Origin of the sequence: Bacteroides sp. 1001136B_160425_E2 (assembly GCF_015559655.1) — a bacterium.
GTDB classification, from domain to species: domain Bacteria; phylum Bacteroidota; class Bacteroidia; order Bacteroidales; family Bacteroidaceae; genus Bacteroides; species Bacteroides luhongzhouii.
The window spans coordinates 153008-172915 of the sequence record NZ_JADMQH010000007.1; the positions used below are offsets into that span (position 1 = coordinate 153008).

20 protein-coding genes are annotated in these 19908 nt (G+C 35.6%); 11 read left to right on the forward strand and 9 right to left on the reverse strand.

Annotated elements, in window-relative coordinates; genetic code table 11:
• Positions 1–88 precede the first annotated feature (88 nt).
• Positions 89–1000 carry a lipopolysaccharide kinase InaA family protein gene (locus tag I2I04_RS08810; protein WP_143256763.1) on the forward strand — a complete coding sequence of 304 codons (912 nt, stop codon included), beginning with the start codon at positions 89–91 and terminating at the stop codon, positions 998–1000.
• Here I2I04_RS08810 and I2I04_RS08815 read toward each other — a convergent pair whose 3' ends face one another.
• Genes I2I04_RS08815 through I2I04_RS08840 form a run of 6 tightly spaced genes read right to left on the reverse strand, consistent with a single transcriptional unit; the run spans position 1001 to position 6391 of the window.
• Positions 1001–1813, reverse strand: a complete 813-nt coding sequence (locus tag I2I04_RS08815; RefSeq protein ID WP_143256764.1) for an FkbM family methyltransferase — start codon at positions 1811–1813, stop codon at positions 1001–1003.
• Positions 1810–2943: a glycosyltransferase family 4 protein gene (locus I2I04_RS08820; RefSeq protein ID WP_143256765.1), complete on the reverse strand. Its 1134-nt coding sequence runs from the start codon at positions 2941–2943 to the stop codon at positions 1810–1812. Before I2I04_RS08820 ends, I2I04_RS08815 begins: the two co-directional genes overlap by 4 nt.
• Positions 2944–2972: 29 nt before the next feature.
• On the reverse strand, positions 2973–3785 hold the full coding sequence (locus I2I04_RS08825) for a phosphorylcholine transferase LicD (RefSeq protein WP_009039123.1): 813 nt from the start codon (positions 3783–3785) through the stop codon (positions 2973–2975).
• A gap of 17 nt (positions 3786–3802) precedes the next feature.
• A complete protein-coding gene (locus I2I04_RS08830; RefSeq protein ID WP_143256766.1) occupies positions 3803–4534 on the reverse strand; it encodes an NTP transferase domain-containing protein in 732 nt (243 codons plus the stop codon).
• Complete coding sequence (locus I2I04_RS08835; RefSeq protein WP_143256767.1) at positions 4531–5580, reverse strand: pyridoxal phosphate-dependent aminotransferase; 1050 nt, start codon at positions 5578–5580, stop codon at positions 4531–4533. Before I2I04_RS08835 ends, I2I04_RS08830 begins: the two co-directional genes overlap by 4 nt.
• Before the next feature lies 1 nt (position 5581).
• Positions 5582–6391, reverse strand: a complete 810-nt coding sequence (locus tag I2I04_RS08840) for a glycosyltransferase family 2 protein (protein ID WP_195654829.1) — start codon at positions 6389–6391, stop codon at positions 5582–5584.
• A 195-nt stretch (positions 6392–6586) separates the two neighbouring features.
• Here I2I04_RS08840 and I2I04_RS08845 point away from each other — a divergent pair, with 195 nt between their 5' ends.
• Positions 6587–7570: a glycosyltransferase family 2 protein gene (locus tag I2I04_RS08845; protein ID WP_195654830.1), complete on the forward strand. Its 984-nt coding sequence runs from the start codon at positions 6587–6589 to the stop codon at positions 7568–7570.
• 28 nt (positions 7571–7598) lie between these two features.
• Positions 7599–8708: a glycoside hydrolase family 99-like domain-containing protein gene (locus I2I04_RS08850; protein ID WP_195654831.1), complete on the forward strand. Its 1110-nt coding sequence runs from the start codon at positions 7599–7601 to the stop codon at positions 8706–8708.
• Here the strand turns inward: I2I04_RS08850 and I2I04_RS08855 are convergent.
• Together I2I04_RS08855 and I2I04_RS08860 are read right to left on the reverse strand one after the other, a co-directional pair.
• The gene (locus tag I2I04_RS08855; RefSeq protein WP_143256771.1) at positions 8698–9816 is read right to left on the reverse strand and encodes a glycosyltransferase; all 1119 of its coding nucleotides are present in this window, start codon (positions 9814–9816) and stop codon (positions 8698–8700) included. The two genes, I2I04_RS08850 and I2I04_RS08855, sit on opposite strands and share 11 nt — an antisense overlap.
• Positions 9817–10003: 187 nt before the next feature.
• Positions 10004–10873 (reverse strand): transposase, encoded by an 870-nt coding sequence (locus I2I04_RS08860; RefSeq protein WP_143257076.1) that lies wholly within the window; start codon positions 10871–10873, stop codon positions 10004–10006.
• 198 nt (positions 10874–11071) lie between these two features.
• Between I2I04_RS08860 and I2I04_RS08865 the strand changes: the two genes are divergently transcribed.
• From I2I04_RS08865 to I2I04_RS08880, 4 genes are read left to right on the forward strand one after another with little or no spacing between them, the layout of a single operon-like run.
• Positions 11072–12064 (forward strand): glycosyltransferase family 2 protein, encoded by a 993-nt coding sequence (locus tag I2I04_RS08865; RefSeq protein ID WP_143256772.1) that lies wholly within the window; start codon positions 11072–11074, stop codon positions 12062–12064.
• Positions 12061–13233, forward strand: coding sequence for a glycosyltransferase (locus tag I2I04_RS08870; RefSeq protein ID WP_195654832.1), 1173 nt, complete (start codon positions 12061–12063; stop codon positions 13231–13233). Before I2I04_RS08865 ends, I2I04_RS08870 begins: the two co-directional genes overlap by 4 nt.
• Positions 13234–13245: 12 nt before the next feature.
• Positions 13246–14223 (forward strand): glycosyltransferase family 2 protein, encoded by a 978-nt coding sequence (locus I2I04_RS08875; RefSeq protein ID WP_143256774.1) that lies wholly within the window; start codon positions 13246–13248, stop codon positions 14221–14223.
• Between the two features lie 2 nt (positions 14224–14225).
• Entirely contained in the window at positions 14226–15134 is a 909-nt protein-coding gene (locus tag I2I04_RS08880) for an alpha-1,2-fucosyltransferase (protein WP_143256775.1), read from the forward strand.
• Positions 15135–15202: 68 nt separating this feature from the next.
• Here the strand turns inward: I2I04_RS08880 and I2I04_RS08885 are convergent, their stop codons facing one another.
• A complete protein-coding gene (locus tag I2I04_RS08885) occupies positions 15203–16078 on the reverse strand; it encodes a family 6 glucosyltransferase (protein WP_223225800.1) in 876 nt (291 codons plus the stop codon).
• A gap of 157 nt (positions 16079–16235) precedes the next feature.
• Between I2I04_RS08885 and I2I04_RS08890 the strand changes: the two genes are divergently transcribed.
• Genes I2I04_RS08890 through I2I04_RS08905 form a run of 4 tightly spaced genes read left to right on the forward strand, consistent with a single transcriptional unit; the run spans position 16236 to position 19903 of the window.
• Positions 16236–16607, forward strand: a complete 372-nt coding sequence (locus I2I04_RS08890; RefSeq protein WP_143256776.1) for an EamA family transporter — start codon at positions 16236–16238, stop codon at positions 16605–16607.
• A 1-nt stretch (position 16608) separates the two neighbouring features.
• Positions 16609–18243: a hypothetical protein gene (locus tag I2I04_RS08895; protein WP_195654833.1), complete on the forward strand. Its 1635-nt coding sequence runs from the start codon at positions 16609–16611 to the stop codon at positions 18241–18243.
• Entirely contained in the window at positions 18240–19166 is a 927-nt protein-coding gene (locus I2I04_RS08900; protein ID WP_195654834.1) for a glycosyltransferase family 2 protein, read from the forward strand. Before I2I04_RS08895 ends, I2I04_RS08900 begins: the two co-directional genes overlap by 4 nt.
• Positions 19163–19903, forward strand: coding sequence for a GNAT family N-acetyltransferase (locus I2I04_RS08905; protein ID WP_195654835.1), 741 nt, complete (start codon positions 19163–19165; stop codon positions 19901–19903). Before I2I04_RS08900 ends, I2I04_RS08905 begins: the two co-directional genes overlap by 4 nt.
• The last annotated feature ends 5 nt before the right edge of the window (positions 19904–19908 follow it).

Sequence of the window (19908 nt, forward strand, 5' to 3'; positions counted from 1 at the left end):
TGAGAAAAGAAAAAAATATAGTCGGAATATGCCTTAATTTCTTTATCTTTGCTCCATCTTTGTAATTAGTATTATATAGGAGAGTGTAATGAGAGTGATTGTAAATCCCAAGTACGCGCATCTGCAGAAGGAGATAGAAGAAATTCCAAGGTCCTTCCAGGAAAAAGGAGATGTGGTGTACGATGGGCGTAATGTTTTAAAACGAATTGGCTTGGGCAGTACTGATGTTGTGGTGAAGAGCTTTAAGAAGCCTCACATCATCAATCGTGTTGTATATTCGTTTTTCCGGCAATCAAAAGCAGAGCGTTCCTATATTTACTCTATGGAAATTCAACAACATGGTTTTGACACTCCGGAGCCAGTTGCTATGATCGAACAATTCCAGAGTGGCCTTCTTTCACATAGCTATTACATTTGTTGTTATGATGGTGGCGAAACAGTCCGTTCCCTGATGGATGGGAAAGTGGAAGGAAACGAAGATAAACTTTCTGCTTTTGCACGCTACACAGTTGCTTTGCATCAGGCAGGTATCCTGCATTTGGACTATTCTCCCGGCAATATATTGATCCATCAGAATGATGCGGATGAATATAGTTTTTCTCTGGTTGACGTGAACCGCATGCAGTTGCTGTCAGATATTGATTGTGATACTGTATGCCGTAATATGTGTCGTTTATGCATCTCTCGTGAAGTGCTGACTTATATAATGACAGAATATGCTTCTTTGAGGGGATGGGATATCAAATCTACAGTTAGTCTGGCTCTTCGTTACAGCGATCAGTTCTTTACTCATTATATTTATCGTCGTGCGGCGCGAAAAGAAAAAGAAAAGCATATCGTATCCTTGATTTTATTCTTTCGTTTGTACCGTTCTGTGCGTAAGTTCTTTTCTTGGGAACCGCATATTTCACGTTTCTTATTGAAAAAAGAAAAGCACATTTATGATACATACCTGTGCAAGTATGACTATTGTGACTTGCTTTCTGCTGATTATCAATGATTAGCTTTTACTTCCGCGCATGACTACGCTGCGGATTTTATGCCTGAAAAACCCTTTTTGATTTGTGTATGTGCAGTTATGCTTATCCAAAAATGCAGAAATGACTGCTTCGTCATCATGTAGATGGTATGTGCAAATTGCAAAATCCAACTTTCGGCAATTCTGAAATAAGTTCTTGCATCCGGCCAATGCATGTCGTTCAGCTCCTTCGATATCCATTTTTAGAAATAGATGCTCCTCCGTTTGATTGTTGAAGAAGTCATCCAGAGTTTGTTCTCTCGAAGAATTATGGTCGCTTACATATTTTTGGACAATCGTAACTTTATTTTGCCATGGTTCAAAAGTAGCTCTGATGGCCTCCAGCCATTGTTCGTCCTGCTCAAACAAGTAGACATGTTTAGCTTCTTCGATGATTTCCAATGAAGAATATCCTTCAGCGCAACCGACATCCACAAATACCTTTCCTGTCACTTCTTTAACGCTGTTGAAGTAATGGTGCGGTGAGCGTCTGTCTTGTTCCATGCTCAAAGCCCTGTAATATTTTTGAATTTTCTTGGCCGGAGTGCTCTTTCTGAAATAGAGCCGTTTCTCTTCTTTTTGAACATAGTATAAGCCTTTCTTCTCGTCTTTTTGTACGTCAACGGGCATATTGGCATATTCATCTTTGAATTCATACAGGTGTCTTGAATATCCATGCTCTTTAATATATTCATAGTATTTCAGATAAGGAGAGCTAGGCTTATATCCTTTCATGAAATAATATGGGAGAGTGCCATATATAAATTTCTTTATTGTATGTTTAAGTACGTTCATCTCATTAGTTTTTTGTAGATGTTTAAGATCTCTTCCGCTTGCTTTTCTTCAGAGAATCTTTTGGCAAATGTTTGCCCCTTTTCAATCATCTCCTGCTTTCTCTCAGGGTCAGAGTATATCTGTTTGAAAGCATTGGCCATTCCTTTGATATCATCGGGATGTATATAGATCGAGTCGGGACCTCCGGCTTCTTCCAGGCAAGAACCTGTTGCGGCTACTACCGGAATTCCGGAATATAAAGCTTCTATTATGGGGATGCCAAAACCTTCAAAGCGTGAAGGATATACAAAAATTTCAGCTAGCTGATAAAAAGTCGGCAGATCATCAAAAGGAACATTGCTGATGATGTGCACTCTTTCTTCCAGCTTGTTCTCCTTAATAAAACGTTCAATCTTATCAGTGTATTCTGTACGGCGTCCTACAATGACAAGGTGGATTTGTTCAGGAAGCATTGTCAGTGCTTGTACTGCCGAAAGGGCATTTTTTCGTTCTTCAATACTTCCTACGTTGAGGATATAGTGTTCCGGTAGCTGATACTTAGCTCGAACTTCTCTTTTTTTCTCTTCTGTTACAGAGTGCGTGAATGAAGTATCACATCCCTGATAAACAACCTCTATCTTATCGGCTGGGATTCCGAAAAACTCAATAATATCACGTTTGGTACATTCGCTGATAGCAATGATTCTATCTGCGTTTTCGCAGGCTTTGCGGAATTTGTATGTATATATATTCCTGTCGATCAGATGGTAGTATTGTGGGTATCGCAGAAATATCAGATCGTGGATCGTTACGATACTTTTTACCTCACTTTTATGGATATTCAGGGGTAATTCATTGCTAAGTCCGTGAAAAATATCAATTCTTTCTTTTTCCAATTGGCGGGTGACTCCCAACACTCGCCATAATGAACTTAACTTTTTCCAGAAAGAAGTAGTGGGATAAGAAAGCTGTAGTTGCCGATATTGCTTCGTTAATTTGTTCAGCCTTTTATTTTCCCGTTTCTTGGGGGCATACAAAACATATTCATTCTCCGGATAGAATTGGCATAGAATATCCACTATATAGCGGCTATAATTGCCCAAACCGGTGAAATTTTGTACTGCACGTTTTCCGTCAAAACCTATTCTCATTTCTACTTCTTGCCTTTATGTGATTATAGTTAGACTTCAAATTCCCGATAAGGTTTATTCAGGTCTAAATAATGGAAATTGTGCTGTCTTTGTCCACTTTGTTTAGGTATGGTCATGTAATCTCCGTATTTCTGTGACAGATAGACATCGTATTTCTGTACTCCCCATACTTCTTCATTTTCAAATAAGATTGGAGTAGGGGTACCCAGAATATCTTTAGACATGATTCCTTTCATACCGTCATCATAATCACAGACCAATGTGGATTGGTCGAAATCATACTTTTTCATTACTTTCCTGATACTTTCCTGTGCTCCGGTAAGGGTAAAAAGCTTTCTGCATAATAGCGGTATCCATGAACTGGGGCCTTTTCCATGCTTGTATGGATCGCGATGAATCAGATAAAGTACACGTTTGTAGAATTCGTATTTTGCAAAATGCATTCTTTGCGCCATGCGGCTTTCCGGAACCCCGTCAAGTGGAAATATATCAATATATACACCTCCCAAATATTTAAGATGCATACGCTCAATTAGAGTTGTGTCAGCATCCTGTACTTTTGCGAATGGAAGAGGATATTCCTTGTCGTTTTCAGCACATACAGCTTCGTATGGTTTCGGCAACCATTCTTTGGCATTAGCCATTAATAAATCATAATCGGCTCTTGGCATACCGATATCCAGATCATCATCCCAGGGGATAAATCCTTTGTGGCGGACGGCTCCCAGCATGGTGCCTGCCATGATGTAATATCGCAGATTATGTTCTTTGCAAACTTTGTCAACAGCTAATAAATTCTTTAATATGCGAAGCTGTAGAGGGCGGATATCGTAATTTGCCATTTTTATCTGAATTTTGATTAATAAAGACTGGCTGGAATCAGCTTTTGTGCTTGTTGAAAGTCCTCTACAGTATCCAGTTCGGCCGAGAAGAACTCGGTGGTGTCCATGACGTAAAAACTATATCCTTGCGGAATCAGTCGTTCAAAAGCCCGTTCGTAGAATATATTGTCCAGTCCTTCGGTAGTAATCATAATTTCCAGTTCACGGAATAGAGCTTTGGTGTATTCTGCTGACATCTTTTCGATGCCGATAGACTCTCCGATAGCATCGGATATAGAACAAACTTTGCTGATTTCAACAACCTTTTGTGCATCGTCTACGATGACTTTTATTTCTTCCGCTCCGAGCTCATGCCGGTTCAGTGCCAATATGTCGGCCTTGTCCGAGTGAAGCAGTTTCTCTACAATTTGAGGATCAAAAACAATGTCGCTGTCTAATAACAATATTTCTTCCCCGTCTGTATACGGTCGGGTAAGCCATAATGAATAGATATTGTTGGTTGATTCATATCTGTCATTATAGATGAAAGTAATATTTTGGACTGGATAACGTGTCTGCAGAAAATCAACGATTTGTTGCTGGCGATACCCCGTGACGATAATGAATTCGTCGAATCCATTTTGTATCAGAGCATCAAAAGCCCTTTCCAGTAGACATCGTTCTCCTATCTTGAGGAGGCATTTGGGCGTTGTATCGGTCAGCGGGCGTAAGCGTGAGGCTATTCCTGCGGCTAATATTACTGCTTTCATTTGGATGCGATTTCTTTAATTGTATCTATAACGATCCGGTTCTGCTCTGGGCGTCCCAATGTGATACGCAAATGAGTGTTGATATCCGGTTCATTCATAAACTTCACTTTATAGCTCTGTTCTGCAAAAGCCTTTTGCAAAGCCTCTTTTAACTCTATCGGGTATTTGATTAAGATAAAATTGGCCACTGATTCATATACTTTGAACCCGGGCAATACACCGATTTCTGTCTCGTAACGCTTTCGGTCTTCGTTCATTAGTTTTGCAATGTTCCGGTAGTGTGTATCCGATTTAAGAGCTGCAATAGCAATATCTTCGGATATTCGGTTGTATCCCAAATACTTATTACTGTATTTACTGAATTTTTCCAGTTCTTTACTCATAAATCCGAATCCCATACGTAGGCCTGGTAATCCATAAAACTTGGATAAAGTACGGGAAATAATCAAATTCGGATATTTGTTGACTAGGCGTTTGATATAACTCGTATCAGTTGAAACAAAAGAAGCGTATGCCTCGTCTATCAGTACCACTGTTTGGCTGGGTACCTCTGCGAGCAGTTCATCCAGTTCTTCCGGAGTTAAACCGTTACCGGTAGGGTTATTGGGAGAAGCCAGTAAAAGAATCTTCGGATTCTCTTTCTGAATCATATCTTTCAGTGTCTCAAAGTCATATTTAAAGGTGTTGCCGTCTTCGTAAAGAGGATATTGCAGAGTATGACCATTCACCTCATCTGCAATTGATTTATAATACCACCATGAGAACTTGGGAATCAACATCGTTTTGTTTCCATCTTCTTGAGTCAGGAAGTAATGAACAGCTTGCTTCAGAATATCTTCTCCACCGTATCCTAACAATACTTGAGTTTCATCTATATCATATAGCTCGGATAAGAAAACGGATAATATACTTTTCTTTCCTTCATCATAAATGCGGGTATAAAAACAAAGTTTATTTATATCGAAGCTTTTTAAAGCCTCTACCACTTCTTTTGATGGGCTGTAGTTAAATTCGTTTCGATCTAAAAAGTTCAAATTCTTTTCCATATTAGTTTTGTATGATTCCTTTATCGCACCAGGTTAGTTTCCTGACTTTTGTTTCGTTCAAAATACTGCGGTTGTTGTATAGATTATCTGTTCCGTGTAGTTCATGATGAAGATGGAACACAATTCCCGCAAATTTGATGGTACGCTTGCGTACACCGTTATTGATGAGGCGGCATACTAATTCATGATCTTCGCTTCCCCATCCGGTTATAGCTTCATTGTACCCATTGACCTTTAACAAATCCTCTTTCCAAAAAGCCATATTGCATCCTCTCGAGTAAGAAACATCCCATTGACGATAATGTTGAAGTAGCGGACTCAACCAAGGTAAATGTACTCCGTTGATTGTGTTTTTAGTACCTTTGTCGTGAATGGAAATGATGCAGTTTTTTTCTGCTAACATTTTTCTTGTTAAGCCTTCCCGTATTAATACACGGCTACCGGTTACAAAGCTACCTTTTTGGGCAAAACGTACATGATCTTTGACGAAATCTTTGTGTAAGACGATATCTCCGTCAATTTGTATAATATATTCTTTAGATGCTTTCGCAATAGCTTTGTTGCGGATGGAGGCCAGTCTGAAGCCTAAATCCTCATGCCAAACATGAATAATGGGAACTTCGGAGGAAGCTGCCAATTGATGAATTAGTTCTCTTGTGTCTTCTTTGGAACCATCATCTGCAATGATAATTTCATCAGGAAGGAGAGATTGACGTAGCACGCTTTTAACGCATAATTCTAATGCGTCGCTTCTATTATAGGTGGATATAATTAGCGATGTACTTATGTTGCTCGCCATGGGTTTATTCATATAATTATTATTAAGTTAGTTAAATAGTTAAGGGGCTTGCATTAAAATTCTACAAATGTATACATTTTATTTGGTTGTGACAAGCGTTAAAGGCTTTTTTGCTAAACATTAGAGGGTTAGCGTCTTTTTTAAGAATAATATCTGTATCTTTGCTATCAGTTTGTTATAATAACTAAGATAAATAGTGTATTTGTAATGGAAAATCACCCGGTGGAAGTTAGCGTAATCATCCCTAATTATAATTATGCTCGTTTTTTACAACAACGTATTGAGTCGGTATTGGCACAAACATATACGGATTATGAGATTATATTATTGGATGATGCTTCAACCGATGATAGTGTGTCTATTTTAAACCATTATAAAACAAATTCTCGTGTTGCTCATTTGGAGATTAATTCAGTCAATACAGGGAGTCCTTTTGCTCAATGGCAAAAAGGAATAAGTTTGTCTCGTGGAAAATATATATGGATTGCCGAGAGTGATGATGCAGCTGATGCTTCTTTTTTGGAGAAAGCTGTTTCTGTTTTAAATCAATATCCTCATGCTTCTTTCTGTTTTTTAGGTTCACACTGTATAGACGAGAACGGGAATCAACTATCTACAGATTTTGACCGTTGGACTTCAAAACAATTGCGTCGCCCTTGCAATATGGGTGTCTTTAATGGTGAAGATTATATAAAACATAATCTTTATTGGCGTAATTATATTTATAATGCTAGTGGCGTTGTTTTTCGTAAACAAAGTTTTGAACAGATAAAGGATTTGTCTTGCTTTTCAATGCGCTATAGTGGTGATTGGCTTTTTTGGATAGAGATGGCGAGGCAAGGGAGTGTTGTTGAGTTATATGAAAAGTTAAACCTGTTTCGATTGCATTCAACAAGTACAACTGTTGAGGGTAACGCTTCAGGTAATGCGATTCTTGAAGATATTCAAGTTGTACATTATGTTGAATCATTTTCTTATCCAATAGAGTGTTATAAGCGTTTGATGCGGCATGGAATGCTTTATAAAAATATAAAGCGTGCAAAAGTTGATCCGAAAATGAGATTGTTGTTGTTTGAAAAGCTGAAAGGATGTTTTGGAACAAGTGTGTGGGCATATAGATGGGAACGGTTTAATAAATACATGAGTTTTTTGAATCCATGGCAACCTACAAGAGATAGAGATAGGTTGTAATGAATTGTGAAGTGTAATAAAGAAAGATATGGTTGACAAAAGAATTATAGCATTTTATTTGCCGCAATATCATCCATTTCCAGAAAATGATGAATGGTGGGGCAAGGGATTTACAGAATGGAGAAATGTGGTCAAAGCTAGGCCTCTTTATCGTGGTCATTATCAACCGCATTTACCCGCAGATTTAGGTTTCTATGATTTGCGTATTCCAGAAGTTCGTGAGCAGCAAGCTGATATGGCTAGATCATATGGAGTTAATGGTTTTTGTTATTATCATTATTGGTTTAATGGTCGTCAATTAATGGAAAGGCCATTAAAAGAAATACTATCTTCCGGTAAACCTGATTTTCCATTCATGCTTTGTTGGGCTAATGAAAATTGGACAAGGGCATGGGATGGTGGAAGTCGTCATATTTTGATTGCTCAAAATTACTCAGAAGAGGATGATCGTGCGCATATCCGTTATCTGTTAGATAATGTATTTAGTGATTCTCGATATATAAGAGTAGACGGTAAACCTGTATTTTTAATTTATCGTTCCATGCTTTTCCCGAATATGAAAGAGACCATTCGAGTCTGGAGAGAAGAAGCTTCTAGTAAAGGAGTGGAGTTGTATCTATGCCGCGTCGAAACTATGGATTGTTATGGAGAAGAATACCTTCAGGATGGTTTTGATGCTGCCGTAGAGTTTCAACCTTTTACTCATCAAATGAATGAATTTCAAAAAAAAAGAAATCCATTACGGAAGTTTGCTTATAATATAAATCGTCACCTTTTTAATACATGTAAGAAGAAAAAGATTGATTACTCGGAATATGTAGATTATATCTGTAAAATTCCTTTTCCTGGCTATAAAATGTATCCGGGGGTTACTCCAATGTGGGATAATACTTCTCGTCGAAAGCAAAAGATGTTTATAATGGATAAAAGTACTCCGGAAAAATATGGTGAATGGTTGCGAACAGTGGTAGGTAAATTTGTTCCATTTAGTAAAGATGAAAATTTTGTTTTTATCAATGCTTGGAATGAATGGGCGGAGGGAAATCACTTGGAGCCTGATTTGAAATGGGGATTTCGCTATTTGGAAGAAACTCGAAAAGCGACTGAATTTTCAAAAGATGGGGCTATTAACCAATGATTTTCTTTATTAATGTATTGAAATCACTTTGTTGCTTTTCGGTGATAACTCCATATCTGATATTTGCTTGTTCTTTATAAAAGAGGTAGTCTTTTCTGAACATTTTAAGTTTCATGAAAAGATCGTTTTTATAAAATGGGGAGAACATCAGAGCGCTGTTGGATAAAATAATGGGCATAGAACATACATTTGATGAGATTACGGGAACTCCATATCCCATAGCTTCTAGTGGTGGGTAACCAAATCCTTCTTGAAGAGAAGGAAAGATGAGGGCGTAAGCATTTTTATAAGCATGACCTAAATCTGAAGGCGATAGTAATGGGAGATTTATGTGTTTGGGGAACAGCTTTTCACCTCCTCCGGTGGTTACAAGACTGCTATCGTATTCAGTGGCAAAACGTTTGAATACTTCTAGTACCATTTGAGCATTTTTGTCTTTTCTATGTATGTTTAAAAGCAAAAAATAAGATCTGCCAGTGAGTAAAAAATTTCTTAATGTGTCATTCTCTATAGATTCTTCAATGATAATTTTTCTCATTGGTGGATATAGTATGTCTATTTTCTTAGATGATAATTGGGGAAAATAATATAAAATACTACTTTGAGAGTAATCTGATACTGTTATTATATTTACATTAGGCTGTTCACAAAATAATATTAATTTCTGATAGTTATCATAAGGGGTTTTCTTTACCTTTTGGGGGAATAATTTTAGCTGAAAACGTTTTTCCTTTTTCCATAACATAGATATTTTGTTATCATAAGTCTCAATATCTCCAATGTCGTGGATAACAATAACTATTTTACAAAATATATTTTCAAGATTGTACTCGAAGTAACGTTGTGCTATGCCAATGAAAAATGTATCTATTTGTTCTTGTTCTATGATATGGCTAATGCTTTCGGACTGGTTTATGTCTATGACATTGGATAATTTTTGATGATAAAAGTCAAGATCCTTTTCAATAAATTCAATATTTGAATCATATAAACCAATTATTCGGATATTTTTCAGTGCTATTAGCTCCTCCAGAACTCTAAAAGTGAATTCTGCACCTCCATTAATGCTTCCTTGAATTGAAATAATATCAAATAAAATATTGGTCATTTCTGATGAATTTTAATGTGTGAAATCAAGCTTATTGTGATACTTATAGCTTATATAGAGACAAAAGTAATGATAAATAGTATGTAAAAGTGGATTTTTCTATAAAAAACGATGAAAATTTAGTTGAAACTGATTTTATGGCTATCTTTGTTGCATCTATTAATAATGCGGATCAGTATTTGATTCCTTAGTTAAAAATTAGAGTAATTAATGCGATGGCAATTTTTCCCATCGTATGTACCAGAAGTCCAGATGTAGATCTGACTTTCATCGCTCTTTGAATATTTGTTTTTTCATTCAACCAGTTGAATAATGCTTCAATGGGTTGTCTGACTTTTGAGACTGCCGTTGAAAACAAGTCTCTTGCCGCTTTCTCCCTTTTTGTTATTTCAGGTGATTCTCCTTTGATAGCTTTTACAGGAGTAAATAGTTCGAGTTTTTTGGATTCTTTTGTCTCTTTATAGAATGGTATATCCGAATATATTTTATCGGCATATATTTCTCTATTGTTCAGATTTCCCACACATTCTCTTTTGAATACAGTGGAGTCATTTTCATCAGCCGCGGAAAGTATGAGCATTTCAGGAAAAGGTATAGTTCCTTTTCTACGGAAAGCCACTGCATGGAGTTTTAGTCCGAAATAATATATGTTCTTTGTCGAACAATATCCTTTGGAAGTAATCTCAGTGGCTACCTTTCCTACTTTGTTCTTTCCTGCGCAAGTAATGATAGGCATCGAGTCAACTAATGATTTCATACTGTCACAATCTTGAGGTTTGAATGAATGGATTAACTGCCTGACGAGTTCGCTGATTGCTTCCGGCATCAAATTCAATCTATGATTGAATGTTTGGTAAGAAGGCAAGTCAGGGAACCATGAAAGTAGGTATTCTTTGGTAAAGGTATGTATGTCTTTGATTTTAAAGTATTGCTGATAAGCTCCACAGAACAGATATACAGTAAGCAGTTCCTGATCGGTAAAGATTGGATGATTGTTATTACTGAATCTCTGGCAGTAGAACTTGAGTGAAGACTCGTAAACATCGCAGATATACATATATATTTTTATAAGTTTTAATTCTTTCTCCTTGGGAATCATAATTAGAACAATGAATGGTTTTATTCTTCTAATATACTGATTTTCAAGGAGGTTAGAAAATTAATTAATGAGATAATTAACTGAATAATAACATTTTAACAAGCGAAAAGGTAGATGATTATCAACTGCTGATTCGCATTAATATGTAAATTTTGCATGGAGGATAATTATTTAATAAGTGTTATTGTTCCGGTACATAATACAGCAGATTACCTGCGTAAATGTGTAGATTCTATATGCAATCAGACCTTAAAATCAATTGAGATAATATTAGTTGAGAACTTGTCAACAGATCAGTCTGCCGATATTTGCGATGAGTATGCCAGATCAGATAAACGTGTAAAAGTTTTGCATCTTTCAGAAGCTGGTTTGTCAATTGCACGTAATGAAGGCCTTAAGGTAGCCTCTGCTCCTTATGTGGGTTTTATTGACAGTGATGACTATATAGAGCCTACTATGTATCAGGAAATGTTGGATGCTATTGAATTATATCAGGCTGACTTTTCGTATTGTAATTATGTTCTTGATTTTGATTATAAAGAAAGTGTTTTTCCTTTTCGTAATTCAGGTTCTGTTGAATTGTGCTCTCGTGAGGATTTTATAAGAGATATGATGTGGGAAAAAATAAGCTGCTCTGTTTGTACCAAGTTGTTTAAAAAATCCTTTTTTGATGCACGTGAGTTTCCTGTAGGCAGGTTATATGAAGATCGTCTCGTTATGCACGAATGGGTACTAACGTGTACTAATATTGTGTGGGTGGATAAATCTTTTTATCACTATATTGAACGTTTGGATAGTATCTGTCATACTATTACTCCGATTAATTATTATCACTATTTTCTATCAGAATTTAGTAGGGTGGAATTTGTGAATAGGCAAGGTTTGTTTAAGGATAAAGAACTCTGTGAAGTACAAACGATGATGTTGCGTATCTGCTTTTCCATTTTTAAAGATATTATGCTACGTGTAGAACCTGGAGATTTTCGGGAGCCAATAAATGATATGAGGCATAGAATGAAGGAATTGTTTCCTTTGTTGAAAAAAGGAGAATTAGAGTCTCGTTGTTATAAGAAGTTGTGGAAAATAATTTATTTGTGGCCTGTTTATCGATTGATACATTATAATAAATTTAAAAGGAATAGGATATGAATGTAAGGAAAGTTTTGTTTTATCATGAAAACTTTCCTGCTGGTGGAGCAGAAAGAGTAACAATAGATATTGCTAATTATATCTCGAATCGGGGATATGAAGTGTATGTGCTTGCTTCTAATATCAATGAAGGCAATTATTCCCAATTAACTGTGCTGAAATTGCCAGATAAGGTATCCGTTACAGAGGCTTCCGGAATACAATATGTGGTTGATGTGATTCACTCTTTTGATATAGATATATTTGTATTGCCTGTTTGTTCTTTTATCCCATTGTTAGAGGCGGTGAAACGACAGACTTGTTGTAAATTGGTATTTGCCCTTCATAGTGTACCTTTTTGGGAGGTATTGTATTCTTTTTATATAAAGAAAGCTAGAGCTAGAGGTGATTTCTTTAAGACTCTGGAGTGGTGGATGTTGACATACCCTAAAACTATGTGGCTAAAAAAATATGATCCTCCGATTCGTGTGAGACATATTAAAATTTATGAACTGGTTGATGCTTATACTGTATTGTGTGAGAGTTATAAAAAGGATTTGCTTAAAAAGATAGGAATGACAAAATCTGGAGATAAAATATATGTAATTTCTAATTCAGAGAAGGAAATTCCCCAGGTAAATTTGGATAAGAAGAAACAGTTGCTTTTTGTTGGGCGAATGTCTTATGATGATAAAAGGGCTGATCGTTTAATTCATATCTGGCATAAAATATATAGGAAAATGCCGGATTGGGAACTAGTACTAGTTGGGGATGGAGATGAAAGGACTCATCTGGAGACTTTAGTAGCTAAATTGCATTTAGAACGTGTTGTCTTTGCAGGCTATCATGCTGATGTTCGTCGCTTTTATGATGATTCTTTGGTTCTTTGTTTGACTTCGAATTATGAAGGGTGGCCTTTAGTGCTAACAGAGGCTCAAGCTAATGGGGTGATTCCTGTAGCTTTTAATTGTACGGCGGGAGTTCGTGAAATCTTGGAGCCAACAGGAGTGAATGGTATTTTGATTCCCCCTTTTAGTAAAAAAAGATATGCCAAGGAACTTTTAGCATTACTGCGGAATCCTCAGAAATGCCGGGAAATTCAGAAGAATGTAATAATGAAAGCTCACAACTACTCTCCAGATAAAATAGGTGAGAAATGGTATGCCTTGTTTGAACGATTGTGTGATTAAATATTTGTGGATATGAATGACTCATTGCCTTTGGTTTCTATAATTATTCCTGTATATAATAGCGAGGCTTATTTGGATGCTTGTTTTATGAGTGTTATAAAACAGACTTATAAGATTTTAGAGGTGATTGTCGTGAACGATGGTAGCACAGACAATAGCCTGTCCATAATCAGAAAATATGAGCAGCTAGATAATCGTTTCTTTTGTATAAATAAAGCCAATGGAGGTTTGCCATTGGCTAGAAAAACAGGAATAGAGCATGCACATGGTAAATATATACAGCATTTAGATAGTGATGATACTTTGTTAGAAACTGCTATTGAAAGACTAGTTCGTCGGGCAGAAGAAACGGATGCTGATATTGTTGCGGCTCCATTCAATTTTTGTTTTCAAGATAGACCAGCTCAAAAGTCTGTTGATCTGAAATTTGAAGCATTGTCAGGTTTTGAATATTATCTTGAGATACTTCATTCCCGAGCATATTGGAGTGTCTGGTCAAATTTTCAGAGAAGTTCTTTGTTTCAAGAAAATATAATTCAGACAGTTCCTGAAATTTCTTTTGGGGAAGATGCTATACTCATAACTCAGCTTGCATTGTGTGCTAAAAAAGTAGTGTCACTAGCGGAACCTATTCTTAATTATAATCGATATTCTACGGCTATGTCATTGCAAGTTCATAAAGCTAGATATGAAGAATATAGAGCTTTTCAGAATTGGATAGAAAATTTCTTAAAATCAAAAGGGGTATATGGACTTTTGGAGAAGGAAATGGCTGTTATGCATTTACAGAAAACCTTTTTGAGTATTTCATGGCGGAGACTGGAATATGTGAATGAGGATATGAAACGTATAATTGGTAGCTTGAATTTATTTCCGGAACTTCGTAATGAAATGTCCAAGCAAGAGCTGAAAATCATATCTTATTATAAATTTTCTCCTTTATTGGGGTATATGAAGTTGAAACAGTATTGTAGAAAAAATAAACTATAAAGATGTCTTTTCAAAAACTGAAATGTAAATATTATAACTCTTTATTGAAGAGAAAACTTCTGATTTCACCTAAAGTTATCGTACAATTGGATGGAGGAATCTGTTCTCAGATGCATCAATATTTATTGGGGCAGTATTATGCTCAACAGGCATTTGCTGTGCGCTATGATTTGGCTTTTTATAAAAAATGGGGTAGTGATTTGAATAATCAGTTTGTACGTAACTTTGATTTATTGAGGGCTTTCCCTTATCTTGAATTTAAAGAAGCTTCGGCTTTGGCAGTCGATGTATATAGGAAAAGGTATTATAATGTTGGAAATAATACAGGTAAGCGTGTAGATGATTTTAGTTTTCTACAGAAACAACCTCCTGTTTATTTGGGTGGTTATTATCATTTACCTGCTAATTTGTGGCTGGAAATGTTTCATTCTATATTTAAAATGTCTTTAGAGGTTTTGGATGATCCTAATAAGGAATTTTGTCAAGCTATTGATGAAAAGGCCAATTCTGTTGCGGTCCATGTTCGTAGAGGAGATTTGAAAGTAGAGGTTTTTGATTATGGGAAGCCTGCGTCATTGAAGTATTTTCAAACGGCGGTGGATATGTTCAGAATGAGATTTCCTGATGCTTATTTTTATTTCTTTTCGGATGAACCTGATTGGGTTAGTAAAGTCTTGCTTCCTCAACTGTCGCTTGTGGATGAAGGCCAGGTAGTCAATCTAAATGGATCAGATAAAGGATATATGGATTTATTCTTAATAGCACATTGTAAACATCAAATAACAAGTAAAGGTACTTTGGGAAAATATGGGGCATTGTTGGCAGATAATTCTGCAAAAGTAGTTGTGCTTTGTGATGATGAAATAGAATATTGTTGGAAGGAGTTACTTATGAATCCTATTTTTTTATAATGTATTGATGAAAATCAAAGAGATACGCTTTCATGTTTAACTTGTTTTAATCAAAAAACATTGTTTTGTTATTCAGAAAGGCGAAAGAATCTTTTGAGAGCGTACAAGAGTTTGTTGTTCCATGGCTCTTTTTTTCGTAAAAGGGTATGACCTCCATATTCTTCTTTGCTTTTATCTCTAATCATTATGATTTCTTTGAATGGAATAGACCATCCTTCCGGATATAAATAAGCAGGGGATAAAGTGAATGGCGGGTTTTCGAGGAAATATTTGTTGATATGTGATTCGTCATGCCATATTGCCACAATTTTCTTAGAATTGTCTATATCAACCCATGACTTTATAGTTTCGCAAAGTTGTAAGTATCTCTCTGTGTATCCTCCGGAAAAACCGCCAGCATAATAGTGTATTCCTTCTCCTTTGGGAATATATGCTTTTGAGTTGTATCGGCGTTCGTATGTAAATTCTGAATTAGGTGAATTGTAGAAGCCTGGATGTATTGTTCCTACAAGTTGATTCTCTGTTTTGAGGGGAATAATTTCTGGTCCAATATTTTGTTTGAAAAGTAGGTTTGCATTACAAAAAAACAGAAAGTCGGTTTCTTGTAGTAATTGCTGTTTTATTTGGAGAAATATGTGAAAACGTTTTAATGTATTATCAGGCCATCCTAAATTTTTTTGTTTTATTCGGTGGATATGTTTGTTATTGTCTTCATCGTATAGTTTAGGACTATCTGTGAATACATAATACTCAAGAATGAAAGATTGGTTTTGTAGGAAGTAGCGTTCTGCACTTAGGTAAAAGTCTTTCCAAAAAATATCATATTTGCCAGTACAAATATACAATATACCAATTCTCATTCTATTTGTTTTTTGATTTATATTATTGGCAAATATATAAAGATTTATTTTATAATTATTTGTTTGAAGTATTTTTATTTTCATGAATTATTGGTAACGGGGCTCTTTTTTGCAGATTCTATATTAGTCTTGCTCAGGGATATCTTGTAAATAAGTAATTTGTGTATTCTTAAAAAAAACAATTTTATTTGTCTTTTTCTATACTTAGTCGTACCTTTGCGTACCTAATCAAAACTTAGCTATGGGATATTTATATGTTTTTTTTACCATTCTATTTACCGTATACGGTCAGATTATTCTGAAATGGCGAATTTCAGATTTGAATTGGTCTTTAAACACGACTGGAGGAATAGGACAGATGATTGTTTCTTATATGAAATTTTTATTTGATCCATTGATATTCTCGGGATTTGTGAGTGCATTTGTTGCTTCTGTCTTTTGGATGTTAGCGATGACCAAGTTTGAGCTAACTTATGCTTATCCATTTATGTCTCTTTCTCCTGCACTGGTTTTTATTGTTGGGATTTTTGTGCTTGGAGAGACTTTCACAATCGGAAAGCTACTGGGGTTGCTTATAATCATGATTGGTATTATTGTTACTGTGAAATTATAGAATGGATAGACTTATTCGTTTGGTTACTCTTTTTATGTCGAAGAAAGGAGTAACATTTACATATCCTCTGGCGTTGGGAGCTTGGGTGGCTATTTTTCTGTTTATGTCTTGGTCTTTATCAATTCGCTTTGAGACGAATGATGATGTGGTGATGTTAATGATTTCTTCTGGGGCATATTCTGGTACGCCAGATTTTCATTTGGTCTTTATTAATGTAATTTATGGTTTTCTGCTGAAAGGATTATATTTTATTTTGCCTGGATTAGAATGGTATACCATTTTGTTTTGTCTACTCCATATTATAAGTTTTTCTATAATATTATGGGTGTATAGTAAGCGGATTACTACGGCTTTTGGTCAGTTATTGTTGTTGCTACTATTACTTGTATTACAAGCTCGGTTTATTGTAGGATTTCAATTTACAACGACGGCCGCTATAGTTGCCTGTGCTGGATTGTCTTTGTATTTTGAGCGAGGAAAGAAGGTTAAAATTTTAGGACTATTCCTTTTTTTAATTGGTAGCTTGATTCGCTTTGAAGCTGCGATGCTTTGTTTTGGAGTTTATGCTCCAGTGATGATGTTTCCACTGAGTGGACGAATACGGAGTAAACGGCAATTTTTGAATACGGGACTAATTTTATTTGCTATTCTTGTTCTTCCTATACTAGCACGGGGTATAGATACTCAAGTATATAAACATAATCCCGAATGGCGGTATTATGTAGATTACAATCGGATTCGTGGAGCATTGAATGATAACCCTAATTTTGCAAGATTGCTTAATGGTAATCCTACTTATTCTATTGCGGATATTAATGATTTACAGAATTTAGCTTATTTTATTGCAGATCCGGCAATTTTGGATTTGCATGTGATTACCCAAGTAAAGGAGTCATTGGATATTAAGCCTCTTTCAGATAAATTTCAGAATGTAAAAACATGGATATGTTTTTATGTGGATACAATCATTTGTATTTTGTTATTAATATTATTATTGATATTTGAACGGAAGGTAACCTATCGATGGGGCTTACTTTTTTCAGGATTATCATTTTTTATGTTACTTTCATGGGTATCTCTTAATGCAACGGTTAAAGAGCGTGTTTTTCTTTCTGCTATTACTCCATTAATGTTAATTATGATCTTGATGATTGTCAATTATCAGAAGAAGTGTTGGAGGATTGTAGTTTTATCTGTGCTTTATTTATTAACTTTGCACACGATTGTAAAACAGACAGTTGATATGTATGCTGTTAAAAAAGAGCAAAGCCGATTAGTTATTAAACAGTTGGATTTGATCAAAAGTTCTATTAATTGTGATTTTACTCCTTTCGGTAATAGTGTTACTTTGGAGGGGCTAAAGCCATTTAGTATTACATCGGGTTTTAAGTCGCTGAATGCTAGGATGATAGGCAATGGTTGGATGACGGAAATACCTTTGAATCATAGACGGATGGATTCGCACCTTGATTTTGTGGAAAAGCCCATCTTGATCTTTATGGCTAAAGGTAGTGAACCCCAAATACATAATATACAATACTGTATAAAGAAGAATTATCAGATAGATACAGTTCTGGAAGTCGTAGCTGAGGATGAATTATCTGAGATTATTATTATTAAAAAGAAAACGATATGAAAATAAGCATAGTATCTCCAATTTATAGAGCTGAGAATATCGTAGATGAACTGGTTCGACAAATTATTAAGAATGTAGAACCTTTAACGTCCGATTTCGAAATTGTATTGGTGAATGATGCTTCGCCTGATCATTCGTGGATGAAGATACGTGAGATTTGCAGTAGAGATTCGCGAGTAAAAGGTATAAATCTGAGCCGTAATTTTGGGCAACATTATGCGATAACAGCTGGGCTAAGTTGTGCATCAGGTGAGTGGATTGTAGTGATGGACTGTGATTTGCAGGATCGTCCCGATGAGATCCCTAATTTATATGCGAAAACTTTAGAAGGTTGGGATATTGTTTATGCCCGAAGGGTGGAGCGGCAGGATGGTTTCTGGAAGAAAATGAGTTCCCGGGCTTTTCATCGAGCTTATTCATATTTGAGTGGTAGTAAGAGTGATCGAACAATTGCGAATTTTGGAATTTATAAGAAGAAAGTTATCCAAGAATACAATAAGATGACTGAAAAAGCTCGTTCTTTTCCTTCTTTGATTGCTTATTTAGGGTTTAAAGCTACAACTATTGATGTTGCTCATTCAGAACGGTATGAAGGCAGTAGTAGTTATACTTTGTCTAAATTAATAAAGTTAACAGTGGATGTTTTAGTTTCTAATAGTACTAAGCCATTGTTGTTAGCTGTTCAGTTTGGGTTTATTATTTCCTTTATTTCTGTACTTTTAGCTTTATATAATGTCATTGCTTATTTTACAGGTATAAATTTGGTACATGGCTATACAACAACAATCTTTTCGATTTGGTTTGTTGGTGGAATGACTATTTTTGTATTGGGTATTGTGGGGCTATATATTGGAAAAATATTTGATGAGGTTAAGAATAGGCAACTATTTATTATTGATGAAACTATAAATCTTGAGAAATGAAGATAATACATGCATCTTGGGAAGAACGAAATTTAGGAGTTACTTGTTGTGAGGTGACAATTGAGAAAGATGATTCTCTGTTATATGTACAGGAGGAGTTGTCTCGCTTGTCTTCTGTTCAATATTTGGTTATAAAGGTTGATGCTCCTAATGTTGAAGCTCATTTTTTATTGGCGAAACTAGGTTATGTTTTTATAGAAGCAAATATCAACATGTTTTTAGATGTTCGCAATTACCGACTTTCTGCTTTAGAACAACGGTTTAATTCGCAGATTCATTACCGCAGACTGTCAGCACAAGAGGAACTGGATAGATTTGAGGCTGAATTAGATAAAGGTCTTTTTAATACTGATCGTATCTATCTTGATCCTAATTTTACGAAAGTGAGAGCGGCTCATCGATATAAGTGTTGGATAAAGGATGAAATGGAGCGAGGAGCAGAATTATTTGAAATAGCTTATAAAGAACATGCTATTGGCTTTTTTACTCAAAAGCAATTAGATGAAAAGACTTATTATCCTTTTCTTGCAGGATTGTATCTTGGTAATGAGGAGAAAGTAGGATTGGGCTTTTCTGTATTGGCTAAGCCTATAGAAGATGTAATGAAAAGAGGTGGAAGATATATTTCGACTTATGTTTCATCTAACAATTTGCCAATCGTTAAATTGCATACGCAATTAGGCTTTTTACCAAATAAGATCTACAATGTATTTGTAAAGCATAATTCTGGAAATTGAAACTA